General features: G+C 38.0%; 13 protein-coding genes. 5 read left to right on the plus strand and 8 right to left on the minus strand.

From position 1 onward, the window contains the following. Positions 1–18: 18 nt before the first annotated feature. Both LC418_RS03110 and LC418_RS03115 read right to left on the minus strand, forming a co-directional pair. Positions 19–1,551 (minus strand): hypothetical protein, encoded by a 1,533-nt coding sequence (locus LC418_RS03110; RefSeq protein ID WP_223558071.1) that lies wholly within the window; start codon positions 1,549–1,551, stop codon positions 19–21. A 305-nt stretch (positions 1,552–1,856) separates the two neighbouring features. Next, positions 1,857–3,398 (minus strand): glycine--tRNA ligase, encoded by a 1,542-nt coding sequence (locus LC418_RS03115; RefSeq protein WP_111959008.1) that lies wholly within the window; start codon positions 3,396–3,398, stop codon positions 1,857–1,859. A gap of 285 nt (positions 3,399–3,683) precedes the next feature. On the opposite strand from LC418_RS03115, the gene LC418_RS03120 reads away from it, so the two are divergent. After that, positions 3,684–4,379 carry a pseudouridine synthase gene (locus LC418_RS03120; RefSeq protein ID WP_223558072.1) on the plus strand — a complete coding sequence of 232 codons (696 nt, stop codon included), beginning with the start codon at positions 3,684–3,686 and terminating at the stop codon, positions 4,377–4,379. 200 nt (positions 4,380–4,579) lie between these two features. After that, positions 4,580–5,617, plus strand: a complete 1,038-nt coding sequence (locus tag LC418_RS03125) for a quinone-dependent dihydroorotate dehydrogenase (RefSeq protein ID WP_223558073.1) — start codon at positions 4,580–4,582, stop codon at positions 5,615–5,617. Between the two features lie 42 nt (positions 5,618–5,659). Here the strand turns inward: LC418_RS03125 and LC418_RS03130 are convergent, their stop codons facing one another. Next, entirely contained in the window at positions 5,660–6,544 is an 885-nt protein-coding gene (locus LC418_RS03130) for a hypothetical protein (protein WP_223558074.1), read from the minus strand. An 18-nt stretch (positions 6,545–6,562) separates the two neighbouring features. Continuing rightward, complete coding sequence (locus LC418_RS03135) at positions 6,563–7,807, minus strand: DUF445 domain-containing protein (protein ID WP_223558342.1); 1,245 nt, start codon at positions 7,805–7,807, stop codon at positions 6,563–6,565. 155 nt (positions 7,808–7,962) lie between these two features. On the opposite strand from LC418_RS03135, the gene msrB reads away from it, so the two are divergent. From msrB to LC418_RS03150, 3 genes are all read left to right on the plus strand, one after another. After that, positions 7,963–8,400 (plus strand): peptide-methionine (R)-S-oxide reductase MsrB, encoded by a 438-nt coding sequence (gene msrB / locus LC418_RS03140; protein ID WP_223558075.1) that lies wholly within the window; start codon positions 7,963–7,965, stop codon positions 8,398–8,400. Positions 8,401–8,537: 137 nt separating this feature from the next. Next, positions 8,538–9,293 carry a murein L,D-transpeptidase catalytic domain family protein gene (locus LC418_RS03145; protein WP_223558076.1) on the plus strand — a complete coding sequence of 252 codons (756 nt, stop codon included), beginning with the start codon at positions 8,538–8,540 and terminating at the stop codon, positions 9,291–9,293. A 33-nt stretch (positions 9,294–9,326) separates the two neighbouring features. Beyond that, complete coding sequence (locus LC418_RS03150) at positions 9,327–9,704, plus strand: cupin domain-containing protein (RefSeq protein WP_223558077.1); 378 nt, start codon at positions 9,327–9,329, stop codon at positions 9,702–9,704. Between the two features lie 183 nt (positions 9,705–9,887). Here LC418_RS03150 and fabF read toward each other — a convergent pair whose 3' ends face one another. Genes fabF through LC418_RS03170 form a run of 4 tightly spaced genes read right to left on the minus strand, consistent with a single transcriptional unit; the run spans position 9,888 to position 13,456 of the window. Then, positions 9,888–11,132, minus strand: a complete 1,245-nt coding sequence (gene fabF / locus LC418_RS03155; protein ID WP_111958762.1) for a beta-ketoacyl-ACP synthase II — start codon at positions 11,130–11,132, stop codon at positions 9,888–9,890. A gap of 2 nt (positions 11,133–11,134) precedes the next feature. After that, positions 11,135–11,560: a PaaI family thioesterase gene (locus LC418_RS03160; RefSeq protein ID WP_223558078.1), complete on the minus strand. Its 426-nt coding sequence runs from the start codon at positions 11,558–11,560 to the stop codon at positions 11,135–11,137. A 10-nt stretch (positions 11,561–11,570) separates the two neighbouring features. After that, complete coding sequence (locus LC418_RS03165) at positions 11,571–12,839, minus strand: acetyl-CoA C-acetyltransferase (RefSeq protein ID WP_111958766.1); 1,269 nt, start codon at positions 12,837–12,839, stop codon at positions 11,571–11,573. Positions 12,840–12,850: 11 nt separating this feature from the next. Then, the gene (locus LC418_RS03170) at positions 12,851–13,456 is read right to left on the minus strand and encodes a TetR/AcrR family transcriptional regulator (RefSeq protein ID WP_223558079.1); all 606 of its coding nucleotides are present in this window, start codon (positions 13,454–13,456) and stop codon (positions 12,851–12,853) included. Positions 13,457–13,643: the final 187 nt, after the last annotated feature.

Raw genomic sequence — 13,643 nt, forward strand, 5'->3', positions numbered from 1 at the left:
CATCAGGATTCCTATTTTTTAGTAATTCAGTTTTTCTAAGCGAATCTTATTGAATTTTTCCTTTTCGTTGTACTCCCGGAGAAGGATATAGCCTTCTTTTCCAACATACGGTGTAACGGCATAATTGTCTTTCTCAGAAATAGGAATGATTTCCTGTTTGAACTTTCCATCTATAACCGTGTTGATGAAAAGATTCCATTTTTTTTGTTTGGTAACTTCATCTTTCTGGTAGTCGCGGTAGAAGAAAACAACATCTTTCCCGCCGTTGAGGTACTGGGAGAAAAGATAATCGCTGTTCACCCATTTCGTTTTTTCCTTTTCAAAAACCTTGATATTTTTGATCTTGAAATCTTTATCCGTATAAATATAAACTAAATCGGTCGTTTTAGGGGCATTATATTGGCCGGCCGGTTTGTATTTTTCAGTAAGGATCCCAACGCTTCCGTCATTCATAAAATACATATCCTTGGTCTGAAGCATATAGCCGCTTTCTACCATTCCGTTGGCATTGATTTTCGGAAGGAATGATGCAAAGTCCGGCTTGAAATTGATCTCTTTCGTGTCTACGGTAAAATCAGATTTGTTGACCATCATTCTGGCATAGCCTATAAAATCATATTTGGCAAAATTTCTTCCCAGTAGAACAATCTTGTCGTCAAATGTTTTATCATTGTCAAGACTGCTGCCATAGCCCAGAGAGAAACTGTCGATGAGGTCGATAGTTGTATCGGAAAGCCCGGTGACAGGTTTATTGGCAGCCTCTTTTCCTGTTTTCATATCAATTACAACAAGGCTGAAAGATTTTTTATCATCATCCGCCTTTTTCATGATGCAGTACATATAGTTCTCATCTCTTTCCAGAACGGATAATGTGGAGAATACTTTTTTATTCCCGTCAGTATTGTATTTGTATCTCCAAAGCTCCTTTTTATTATCGTCGAATTTAATGATGCTGTTGCTGTTTACATATTTTCCATAGTCTTTATATTCTATGGCAAAATAACCACCTTCTTTCACTTCTCCCACAGCCGAAACATAGTTGTAGCCCTTTTCTTTTTTCTCCTCACGGTTTTCTTTGCGTTGTGCTTTCCAGTTTTTAGGCTCATTGATCTCTTTGAAAGTACCGTCCTCTAAATAATCATAGTACACTTTTCTCTTAATAGTATTGGTTTTCGGATCTATTACCATAGAAACCGGTGTGAATACCTCCCTGCTTTTTACCAGGGAATAATCCATCATGGAAGGTTTCAAAATGATTTGTCCCTTAAAATCAACATAACCAAGGTAAGAGCCTGCTGTAATATCTCCTTCAAATTCTTTGTTGGCAACGGGGTTAAGGTTTTTGTCCAGAATTACATATTCGAATTTCTTAGTCTTATCGCCTGCTTTTCCGTAAGAATAAAGAGAGACGTAGCCATAAAGATTATCTTTATCATCGAACAGGGCATTCATGCCTACATGATCACCGGCTGCGAGTGTTGTAAGGTCTTGGGTCTGGGAATAGGATAAAGTCTGGAACAATCCAAAGAGCAGAAAATATATTTTTTTCATAATCATTATTTTTCCAAAAATAATAAATTAAGGAATACGCCGGATAAGTTTCATTTTCTTTATTAATATTCTAAATAAAACAGAGAAGCAGGAAAATTTTGTCTGATGAAGAAAGTATATGATGCTGAGTTTTCTAAATATGAAAAACCTTATAGGTCTTCAAAACCTATAAGGTTTGCATTGTAAGTATCTTCTCTGCAGATTCGAAAGAATCAGCGTCATTTGCCCAATCTGTGCGAGATTTTAAAATAGATGTTTATGCTAATAAATAACAATAAAAAAGCCCCAAATGCTGGGGCTTGAGTCTATAGTTTAGAAAGTAAATTTCTGAAGTTTGTTTTTTCATCGATGATCCTTCTTAATTCGGATACAGGAACTCTTTCCTGCTGCATCGTATCCCGGTCTCTTATCGTAACCGTGTGGTCCGTCAGAGAGTCATGGTCGATGGTGATACAGTAAGGCGTACCGATGGCATCCTGCCTTCTGTAACGTTTTCCGATGGCATCCTTTTCTTCGTAGAATAAGTTGAAATCATATTTCAGATCATTGAAGATCTTTTCTGCGTATTCCGCAAGACCATCTTTTTTCATCAATGGAAGAATGGCCGCTTTAATTGGTGCTAAAGCCGGAGGTAAAGATAAAACCGTTCTTTCTGAACCATCTTCCAATACTTCGTCTTTCAGACAGTGAGAGAAGATAGAAAGGAATAATCTGTCTAAACCTACCGATGTTTCTACAACGTAAGGGACATAGTTTTCATTTCTTTCAGGATCGAAGAACTGAAGTTTTCTTCCAGAAAATTCCTCATGAGCTTTTAAATCGAAATCCGTTCTGGAGTGAATACCTTCCAGTTCTTTGAAACCGAATGGGAAGTTAAATTCAATATCAGCTGCTGCATTCGCATAGTGAGCCAGTTTTTCGTGATCGTGGAATCTGTAGTTGTCATCACCTAAACCTAAAGCGAGGTGCCAGTTCAGACGTTTTGTTTTCCACTGCTCATAGAACTCAAGTTCAGTTCCCGGAGCTACAAAAAACTGCATTTCCATTTGTTCAAATTCACGCATTCTGAAGATAAACTGTCTGGCAACAATCTCATTTCTGAATGCTTTACCAATTTGAGCAATACCAAAAGGAAGTCTGTGACGTGAAGTCTTCTGTACATTCAGGAAGTTAACGAAGATACCCTGAGCCGTTTCCGGTCTTAGATAAAGATCCATCGCAGAATCTGCAGAAGCCCCTAATTTAGTTCCGAACATCAGGTTAAACTGTCTTACTTCCGTCCAGTTTTTAGAACCGGTATCCGGATCAGCAATTTCCAGTTCTTCAATTAAGGCTTTTACATCAGCAAGATCTTCATTTTCAAGAGATTTTGCCAGTCTTGAAAGAATAGCTTCTCTTTTTGCTCTGTATTCAAGAATCTTTGGATTCGTTGCAACAAATTGATCTTTATCGAAAGCATCACCGAATCTTTTCGCGGCCTTTTCAATTTCTTTATTCTCTTTGTCTTCAATTTTAGCACAATAATCTTCTACCAGAACATCCGCTCTGAAACGTTTTTTAGAATCTTTATTGTCAATCAATGGATCGTTGAAAGCGTCTACGTGGCCCGATGCCTTCCATGTGGTAGGGTGCATAAGGATTGCAGAATCAATACCGACAATATTTTCGTTAAGCTGTACCATAGCTTTCCACCAATACTGTTTGATATTGTTTTTTAATTCGGCACCGTTCTGTCCATAATCATAAACAGCGGATAAACCGTCATAGATCTCACTGGAAGGGAAAATAAAACCATATTCTTTAGCGTGAGAAATCACTTTCTTGAAAACATCTTCTTGCTTTGCCATAATTTTTTTACGTCTGATGTGCAAAAATATGAATTTGGATTCCAAAATCATGGAATTCAGTAAAAAAAGAGTGTATTAACCGAAAAAATAGGTGTTTATCCAATTTTCCAATTATACTATACATTATAAACCTTCGTGGAAATGAAAAAATAAAGCAGGTAACAGCGCGAAGTTTCATGCAATTTTTAAGGAGCCGGGAACCTGCTGTCCGCTGCATCTTTTGCTTTGCAAAAGGATGCCGCTGCCATCAGGGCTAAATCAGTATAAAATTTCTACTTTTGTCCCATGTTAGAAATTCTTTATCGCGACGAGCATATTATTGCCATCAACAAACCCAGCGGATTACTGGTTCATAAATCTTTTTATTCAGGAGAAGCTGATACTTATGCTATTCGGGAGTTGAGAAATCAAATTGGGCAAAAAGTTTTTCCTGTACATCGGTTAGACCGAAAAACTTCGGGTGTTTTGCTGTTCACTTTAGATAAAGAAACACTGAGAACGATGAGCGATCAGTTTGCATCACGGGAAGTTGAAAAGAAATACATAGCAATTCTTCGTGGCTGGGCAAAAGAAGAAGAAACGATTGATTATGATTTAATTAATGAAAATGAAGTCAAGCAGAATGCAATCACTTATTATCGCCGTTTACAGACTTCAGAAATCAATTTACCTTTTTTAAAACATCAGACTTCCAGATATTGTTTGGTAGAAGCCATTCCTGAAACGGGAAGATTTCATCAGTTGAGAAAACATTTTAAACATATTCTGCATCCGATTTTAGGTTGTCGGAAGCACGGTTGCAATAAACAGAATAAATTGTGGCTCCAAACATTTGACATCAACAAAATGACACTTCACGCCCATCAATTGATTTTTAATCATCCTATTTCTAACGAAAAAATTACGGTAAATGCCACTATAGATGATGAGTTCAAAAGAGTAGGTGATATTTTAAATTTCGATTTGAGTTCGTATTCTTAAATTAAACGCAAAGATTGTATTAATAAACTTTCTATATTATAGAGTAAGTTTCTAGGAAATATCCTTGTCAAGGTTTTAAACTTGACAAGGATAAAAACTATTGTGTTTTATAGATGGTGTTTATAAAACAATTTGATAAAATATCATAGGTTAGCCGAACATTAATTTTAAATTGAGTATTTTTGTAAAACTTTTTTTCAATGTACAAAAGTATCATCAGACCCATTCTCTTCAAATTTGATCCCGAGGAAGTTCATCATTTTACATTTTCAATGCTTAAAAATTTTGGATTTCTCACCAAATTATTTTTGCCCAAACCTATTGAAGACAAGCGACTGGAAAGAGAAGTTTTCGGATTGAAATTTAAAAATCCTGTAGGGTTGGCTGCGGGTTTTGATAAAAATGCGGTCTTGTTCAATGAGTTGGGTGATCTTGGTTTCGGATTTGTAGAAATCGGAACCGTAACACCAAAAGCTCAGGCAGGAAATCCTAAGAAAAGATTGTTCCGTCTTATTGAAGATGGCGGAATTATCAACAGAATGGGTTTTAACAATGATGGTCTTGAAGCTGCCATAGAAAAACTCAAAGGAAATAAAGGGAAAATAATCATCGGTGGAAACATCGGAAAAAACACCGATACAAAACCGGAAAACTATACCCAGGATTATCTGGACTGTTTTGAAGGCCTTCATCCCCATGTAGATTATTTCGTCCTGAATGTAAGCTGTCCGAATGTGGGAAGCCACGCCAAACTGGAAGATGTGGAATATCTGCGTGAGCTGATTACAGCAGTAAAGAAAATCAATCAATCGAAATCTGTACAGAAACCTATATTACTGAAAATTGCTCCGGATCTTAATAACAACCAGTTAGATGAAATTGTAGAATTGATTGCAGAGACAAAAATTGACGGAGTCATTGTTTCCAATACATCTGTCAACCGGGAAGGCTTAAAAACTTCACCAGAGGCTTTAGCAGAAATAGGAAATGGTGGATTGAGTGGAAAACCTATCCGTGAAAGAAGTACAAAAATGATCAAATATCTTTCCGATAAAAGCAACAGAGCTTTCCCGATCATTGGAGTAGGAGGAATTCATAGTGCAAAAGATGCAATAGAGAAACTGGATGCTGGAGCAAGTCTGGTACAGCTTTACACCGGATTTATCTACGAAGGTCCGGAACTGATCAATAACATCAATAAAGAACTTTTAAAAAGAGCCGGCAGGCTTCCAAGATAAGACAAAGAGAGTTGAGAAGCTCTCTTTTTATTTTTGATTTTGTTACTTTGATTTGGAAACAGAAGCATTTTTTATATCCACTGTCAGAATATAAGGAGGATTATTATATGATTTTTTAATATTAAACTGTAGTATATTAGCGTTTTTGGTTTTTACCTTTTGTGTTTCAGATATTCCTTCAAGGCAACTTTCAGTAAGAAATTCTTCATAGTTTTTATAATTCCAGTTCTTGGTAAAATACAAAACCCTGTATCCTTTTTCACCATCACTGGCTCCACACATTCCGCAAAAATTAAAATTGGACAAGTTTTCAAAATAAAGCAATATTCTATTTCCTATACTATAAGCGGCTGTTGATAATAATGTATTTCCCCCCAGCCTATTCATGAAATCAAAAGTATTGAGCTTCTTATTGCCAGGAAGAAGTAAATAATTGTTATACCGGTAGATCATTGGATTGCTGGTATATAATTTAGCCGGTTGTGACTGTTTTCCCATATAGAAAGTCCCGGAAACATTCTGTTTTTTATCACTTCTTTCAAATAAAAGGGACTCCTTAGGTTTTAAAAAGCGGGCAATGCTGTCTGTTTTTTCCACTTTACGCGGAGAAGTGATAGCTTCCCTTAATTCTTTTGCATAATATTTATGTCTGTTTCCAAAATTATAGAGATAGAGCACCCCCAAATCATAAATTCCTGTTAGTGGAATTTTCTTCTGATGTTTGTCGTAATAGTACCATCCGTCTACAAAATGCTGGTACTGGTTACAGTCAACAATTCCAGTGTAATTAAGCTGCATGGTAACCGGAACTCCCGAAATTTCCCCTTTGAAGATCTGTGAGGAATCTGTTACTGCTTTTAATTCAACTTTTTGACAGAAACAAAGCGCAAAAAGAGGAAATAGCAAAATGATAAATAGTTTTTTCATGGTTGGTTTTGATAGTTTTTAGAGGAAGAAATTGGCGATGGTGTAGATGATCAGGCCGACAAGTCCTCCAACAAGCGTTCCATTGACCCGGATAAACTGCAGGTCTTTTCCCACTTCCAGCTCCAGTTTCTCGCTTAGCTCTTTGCCCTGCCAGTTTCCTACGGTGGAACTGATGAGGTTTCCGAACTGATGGGTGTTTTTAAGAATATATTTATAAGCAGTCACCCGAACCCAATGATCTATCTTATTCTGAAGATTTTCATCCGTTTTTAAATTTTCGGAAAATTCATTCAGGTTTTTAGTGAGGTAGATTTTTAAAGAAGATTGGTCATCCTGTAACTCCTTCATCAGAGTTTTCTTAATGGAAACCCAAATGTCATTAGAGTATTCATCAAGTTTATCATTTTTCAGAAGGCCGTTTTTGATGGTTTTAAATTCATCATCCCATTTCGGATCTTCCTTCAGATCGGTAGAAAAATCATGGATCTTCCGGGTAATCAGATTTCGGATTTCATGGTCAGGATCTTCTTCTATCTCCCTGAAAAAATCTGAAAGTCCACTGGCAATTTTATCTGCAATTTTATTGTCAACAAAAGAAGGAATGAATGAATAACTTCCTTTCTGTACGCGTTCTTTGATCATTTCATCATTTTCGATGATATAATCTTTGATCTGCTTGGAAAGATTGGTAACGATTCTCTGGTGGTCATTTTTTTCCAGGATATAATTGATACCATTTCCCACCACCTTATTAAGCTTGATATCATCCGTCATTTCTGAAACTTTCTTGCTGATAAACTGGCTCACAGAAGTATCATCGAGTTTATTGAGAATATCCAGAACAATATCCGAAAGATTTCTGATCAGGATTTCCTGGCTTTTTTCTTTTCCAAGCCATTCTCCGACGAAATTCGAAATTTTAAGCTTCTGGATATACGGACGAATATTTTGAGGCGAAAGAAAATTACTCACGACAAAACTGCCGAGATTATCTCCCAGCCTCTGTTTGCTGTTTTCGATGAGGTTCGTATGAGGAATAGGAAGCCCAAGCGGATGCCTGAAAAGAGCAGTCACAGCGAACCAGTCTGCTAAGGCTCCAACCATTGCTGCCTCGGAAAAAGCCCTCACATAGCCAAGCCAATGAGATGGATTCGACTTCTGAAGTAGGGTGGTGGCAATAAAAATAACGGCCATCAGGACAAATAATCCGGTGGCAAACATTTTATATTTTCTCAGCCGTTTTCTTTTCGCTTCGTCATTCATATTCTCAAATTTACTAAATTTGGTAATGAAACCATCATTATAACTGGGATGGAATTCAGGACTAAAATGTACAATGAAATTTTTAGTTTTCATCATATTATTAACCCTTTTTGCAGGCATGTCTGCAGAACCCCCAATCTATTAAAACCTTTCCTATGGAAAATAAAGAAGCAAAAAATAATCCATACTATTCCAGAACCGCTACTTCAAAACTTGATGTTTCTAATGATGAATGGAAAAAGATCCTTACCCCGGATTTATATGCTATTGCCAGAGAGGCTGCTACAGAAAGAGCGTTTACCGGAAAGTATAATGAATTTGATGAAACCGGTGATTATTATTGTGCTGTCTGCGGGAATCATCTTTTCCGTTCTACTTCAAAATTTGCGAGCAGCTGCGGATGGCCAAGCTTTTTCGAGGCAGACAAAGAAGGTGTTTATTACAAGAGAGACACTGCGTATGGAATGGAAAGAGTGGAAGTGCTTTGCAAACGGTGTGACTCCCATCTCGGACATGTTTTTGATGATGGCCCGAAACCTACGGGGCTGCGGTATTGTATGAATTCTGTAAGCCTGGAATTTGTTCCGGATTAGCCAAAAAATACAGCTTTAATTCACAAAATCAGGACGTTAAAGTTTCTTAAATTCAGTTAAACTTTGTGGACTTATAAGTGTCTGGTAATTATGTTTTTATAATTTTGCCTCACTAATTTGGAATTTAATATTATTGAATGAAAGGAATTTATAGTGTATTAGGCCTGGTGTATATGGTCACGACTTCATTCTATCTTTCGCCGGGAAAGGCAGTAAAGAATGAGAATGTCAATACAGCAAAAATTGTAAAAGTAGCAGACACGAAATCTGAGAAGACCGCTGGTACAGCATCTTCGTCAGAAGAATTGTACAAATCAATTCCATTTGACCCTGAACATGAACTGAATTACGAAGTTTTCGCAAAAGCATTGACAGGTTTTGAAAATTTAAAAAAAGCAGGATTGCTGAACCAAGACTCGCATTTATTGACTATCTGCGATTTTTCTATGTCTTCGAATACAAAAAGACTTTGGGTGATTGATACCAATGAGAAAAAGGTACTGTTCAATTCACTGGTAGCACACGGAAAAAATACAGGCGAAGAATTTGCGTCGAATTTTTCTAATACGGAAAGTTCGCTGCAGAGCAGCTTAGGATTTTATATCACAGATGCTACTTACCAGGGAGACAACGGATATTCTTTGAAATTGTTGGGGATGGATAAAGGTTTTAATGATGCCGCCTACAGAAGAGCTATCGTGATGCACGGAGCAGATTATGTAAGCGACGAGTTTGCATCCATGCACAAAAGAATCGGAAGAAGCTGGGGATGTCCAGCCGTTCCGAAAGCATTAACGCAGCCAATCATTAATACCATAAAAGGGCGAAATTGCCTTTTTATTTATTATCCCGATCAGAAATACCTTTCTTCTTCGGAATGGCTGAGGTCTTAATTCAGAGTAATTATTGTATAAAAATAGTATAATTTGAAAAGCACAAGTGATTCTGTTCCTGCCGTAAGGCTCGTGAATAGTCCTGATGGGACCAGTAATTTCGAAATAGGAAGAATTCCTACTTTGAAGCAGATGAACACAAACGCTTTTTGGATAAGTACGACCACTGAAGAGTGGGAAAAAGAGGTGCACACTGCCCCACGAAAGCAATATGTGGTAACGCTGAAAGGCAAGATCAGGTTTAAAGTGAGTAATGGTTCCACATTCCTTATCGAACCGGGAATTATCCTTTTAGCAGAAGATGTAGAAGGCGAGGGGCACAGTTGGGAAATAGAAGAAGGTGAACAATGGGAAAGGTTATATATTCCAATTGCAGACAATGCGGATGATTTTTTTTATACAGGATTCTGAGTAAAAGATCTGTCATTTAAGAAAGTAATAAATTTCTTAAAAAAAGAATGAAAGGCAAAAAGCAGTCAATTTTGACTGCTTTTGTTGTTATTTAACCTGAATTTGGGTTACTGATTTTGGTTTTATCCTTGTCAGGGATAATTAAGCAGATTCTGTTAAACCTGCAAATTAAAAACCATTCAATTAACCGTTGAATTTTTTAAAAACCAAACTCGCATTATGTCCTCCAAATCCAAAGGCATTGCTTAACGCGAAATTAATATCCTTTTCTTTAGCTTCCCCAAAAACGATATTTACATCTTTCGGAATACTTTCATCAATATGATGAAGATTGATAGTAGGAGGGATAATTCCTTTTTCCACAGCCTTGATAGAAAGGATGGCTTCTGCGGCGCCGGCAGCACCCAGTAAATGCCCTGTCATGGATTTTGTAGCACTGATATCGAGATTTTTATTTCCTCCGAATAATGTACTGATCGCTTTCAGCTCTACCAGATCTCCAAGCGGAGTGGAAGTAGCGTGAGGGTTCAGATAATCAAGATCTTCAATATTGGCACCAGCTTCTTTCATAGCCAGCTGCATGGCTTTAATGGCACTGACTCCCTCCGGATGAGGTGCAGTCATATGATACGCATCTGCGGTCATAGCAGCACCAGCAAGTTCAGCATAAATTTTGGCTCCTCTTGCTTTGGCATGCTCATACTCTTCAAGGATCAAAGCGCCGGCACCTTCACCCATGACAAAACCGTCTCTGTCCGCATCATACGGACGGCTTGCTGTAGCGAAATCATCATTTCTGGTGGACATTGCTTTCATAACCGAGAAACCACCCACAGAAGCAGGCGTAATAGCTGCTTCAGAACCGCCGCTCACAATCACTTTAGCTTTTCCAAGACGGATATAGTTGAACGCATCCATTAATGCAGTGTTTCCTGTTGCACAGGCTGAAATGGTTGTATAATTGATTCCTTGGAGTCCGAATTTCATAGAGATCATTCCTGAAGCCATATTGGCAATAAATTTAGGAACAAAGAAAGGATTGAATTTTGGCGTTCCGTCTCCGTCTGCAAAATTCATAACCTCAGTTTCAAATGTGATCATGCCGCCTTGTCCGGTTCCCCAGATCACGCCCGTATCGAATGGGTCCATTTTCTCGAATTCGAGCCCCGAATCCTGAATTGCTTCTGTAGAAGCATACATTGCATATTGTGAAAATAGGTCACTTCTTTTTATTTCATTATGGGTCAGGTATACTTTCGGATCAAAGTTTTTCACTTCACAGGCGAAGTGCACTTTAAATTTCTCTGAATCAAAATGGGTAATTATACCTGCTCCACTTACACCGTTAATGCTATTTTGCCAAAAATCTTCGACATTGTTCCCCAAAGGCGTTACCGCGCCCAGTCCTGTAATGACAACTCTTTTCATACTTAGTTATTAATTTTGAATAGATTAGAGGTTCCCCTGGCAATCAGTCTTGTTTTGTCTGCGTTCCATATTTCGCATTGTGCATTGACAAACTGCCTGCCTCTTTTTATAATTTTCGTTTCGGCTACAATATTATCATTTTCTTTTGCAGTTGAAAAATAATCGATCACATTATTGATGGTCGTTATGAAAGAATTTTCGTTCAGGGAGAACATTGTGGCTCCAATAATGTCGTCAACGATGGCTGCAGTGACACCGCCATGAAGGTTTCCGATCGGGTTAAGCCATTCCGGTCTCACGGTATATTGGAATTCAAGATGTCCTTCTTCTGCAGAAACTACAATAGGGTTGAGCCATTTCATAAACGGAGATGGCGATTGGTCAAATTCCTTTCCAATGAATTGCTGCAGTTGTGTTAATCTGTCCATATTTTTCTTTTTACTTTTCTAAAATCATAGTTACACCCTGTCCGCGCGCAGCACAAATAGAGATGAAGCCTTTCCCACTGCCCTTTTCGTGAAGGAGTTTTGCTAAGGTACCGATTATTCTTCCGCCGGTAGCTGCAAAAGGGTGTGCTACTGCGAGGCTTCCGCCTTTTACATTCAGTTTATCCCTGTCAATTTTCCCCAGTGCTTTTTCCAGTCCGAATTTTTTAGCAAGATCATCATTTTCCCATATCTTGATGGTGGCAAGGACCTGTGCGGCAAAAGCTTCATGAATTTCATAATAATCAAAATCTTCCAGACTCATTCCTGCCTTTTTAAGCATTCTGTCTGCTGCAAAAACAGGGGCAAGAAGTAGATTTTGTTTGTTTTCTACATACTCAATTCCTGCCACTTCTGAGAAAGTAATATAGGCTAAAACAGGAAGACCATTGGCATTGGCCCATTCTTCACTGGCCAGAAGTACAGCAGAAGCACCGTCTGTAAAAGGAGTTGAATTTCCGGCAGTCAGAGTTCCGTTCTCTTTATCAAAAGCAGGCTTCAGCTGTGAAAGTTTTTCAAGGCTGGTATCTCTGCGAAGATTATTGTCTTTATCTAAGCCGAAAGCGGGAATGATCATATCATCAAAAAATCCTTCATCATAAGCTTTGGCCATGTTTCTGTGACTTTTGAATGCCAATTCATCCTGCTCCTCACGGGAAATCTGGTAATATTTTGCTGTAATTTCCGTATGCCCACCCATCACCAGACCGGTTTTCGGTTCCTGTCCTCTGTAAGGAATAGGCATCCAGTCTTTCAACTTTGGACTTAACAGTTGTTTAAGTTTTTTAAATACTGATTTTTCTTTATTGGCTTTTAACAAGGCTTTCCTTAATCTCGGTGCGGATTCAAACGGAATATTACTCATTGCTTCAACGCCACAGGCAATTCCACTTTCTATCTGTCCCAACGCAATTTTATTTCCAATGTATACGGCTGCCTCAATTCCGGTATCACAGGCTTGCTGAAGATCACATGCTGGAGTAGCAGGATCAAGCGCAGTATTCATCACTGTTTCTCTGATGAGGTTGCTTTCTGAAATATGTTTGATAACGGCACCTCCAGCTACCTCGCCTAAGAGTTTTCCCTGTAAATGATATTTGTTAATCAGTCCGTTGAGAGACGCTTCCAGAAGCTCCTGGTTATCCAGGTCTGCATAGGCTGTATTAATTCTGGCAAAAGGAATTCTGCTGTATCCTACAATGGCCACTTTTTTTGTTTCCATATTGAAAAGTTTTATGATGGAAGTATTTTTAGCTCTTTATCGATCATGAATAATATTCTGTCTAAAGCCAGGTTTAAGTATTTTTCATCTTCTGTTGTTTTAGAAAGAAGAATTCCGCCCTCAATGAGCATAATAAATAGTGACCCGTATGCGTCAGCATCGATATCCGGCTGTATTTCTCCTGTTTTCTGCCCCTCAATAATGACGGCTGTTATTTTTTTGATCCAGCCTTCAAACGATTGGGTCACCTGTTTCTTCAGGCTGGGGAAGGTATCATCAGCTTCGGTAGCTGCATTCATCAGAGGGCAGCCCCCATTTTCAAAGACTGCTTTCCAGTTTTTACGGTAAAAACTAACAAAAGCATTTAACTTATCAATCGTAGTTGGAAATTCCTCTCCTAAAGATCTGGCCATACTTTTAGACAGAAGACTGGAGTTGTATTTGTAAACTTCAAGCGCAACCTGATCCTTATTGTCAAAATTTCCGTAGATGCTACCTTTGGTAAGGCCCGTAGCTTCCGTAATGTCAGATAAAGATGTAGACAGATAACCCTTGGTATTGAACAAAGAAGCTGTTTTCTCAATAATAAACTGTTTGGTCTTTTCTGCTTTTGACATTTTAAGTATTTAGTGTACTGCAAATATACATAAAATATACCAATCGGTATATTTTGTTTTAAAATTGTGTACTTTACTTCAAATATGCTCCTGAAAAGGCTCTGCCATAAAAGGAACAAAAGTTTTAAGATACTTAAGTTAATCTGAAGTTTAAAATCATTGTGCTAAAGAAGATCACTTAAGTTTT

This window comes from Chryseobacterium lathyri, assembly GCF_019970085.1.
In the GTDB taxonomy this organism is placed as follows: domain Bacteria; phylum Bacteroidota; class Bacteroidia; order Flavobacteriales; family Weeksellaceae; genus Chryseobacterium; species Chryseobacterium lathyri.

Excerpts from the sequence above, each read along its gene's own strand:
- LC418_RS03110 (WP_223558071.1), bottom strand. The coding sequence starts at position 1,551 with ATGAAAAAAATATATTTTCTGCTCTTTGGATTGTTCCAGACTTTATCC.
- LC418_RS03115 (WP_111959008.1), bottom strand. The coding sequence starts at position 3,398 with ATGGCAAAGCAAGAAGATGTTTTCAAGAAAGTGATTTCTCACGCTAAA.
- LC418_RS03120 (WP_223558072.1), top strand. The coding sequence starts at position 3,684 with ATGTTAGAAATTCTTTATCGCGACGAGCATATTATTGCCATCAACAAA.
- LC418_RS03125 (WP_223558073.1), top strand. The coding sequence starts at position 4,580 with ATGTACAAAAGTATCATCAGACCCATTCTCTTCAAATTTGATCCCGAG.
- LC418_RS03130 (WP_223558074.1), bottom strand. The coding sequence starts at position 6,544 with ATGAAAAAACTATTTATCATTTTGCTATTTCCTCTTTTTGCGCTTTGT.
- LC418_RS03135 (WP_223558342.1), bottom strand. The coding sequence starts at position 7,807 with ATGAATGACGAAGCGAAAAGAAAACGGCTGAGAAAATATAAAATGTTT.
- msrB (WP_223558075.1), top strand. The coding sequence starts at position 7,963 with ATGGAAAATAAAGAAGCAAAAAATAATCCATACTATTCCAGAACCGCT.
- LC418_RS03145 (WP_223558076.1), top strand. The coding sequence starts at position 8,538 with ATGAAAGGAATTTATAGTGTATTAGGCCTGGTGTATATGGTCACGACT.
- fabF (WP_111958762.1), bottom strand. The coding sequence starts at position 11,132 with ATGAAAAGAGTTGTCATTACAGGACTGGGCGCGGTAACGCCTTTGGGG.
- LC418_RS03160 (WP_223558078.1), bottom strand. The coding sequence starts at position 11,560 with ATGGACAGATTAACACAACTGCAGCAATTCATTGGAAAGGAATTTGAC.
- LC418_RS03165 (WP_111958766.1), bottom strand. The coding sequence starts at position 12,839 with ATGGAAACAAAAAAAGTGGCCATTGTAGGATACAGCAGAATTCCTTTT.
- LC418_RS03170 (WP_223558079.1), bottom strand. The coding sequence starts at position 13,456 with ATGTCAAAAGCAGAAAAGACCAAACAGTTTATTATTGAGAAAACAGCT.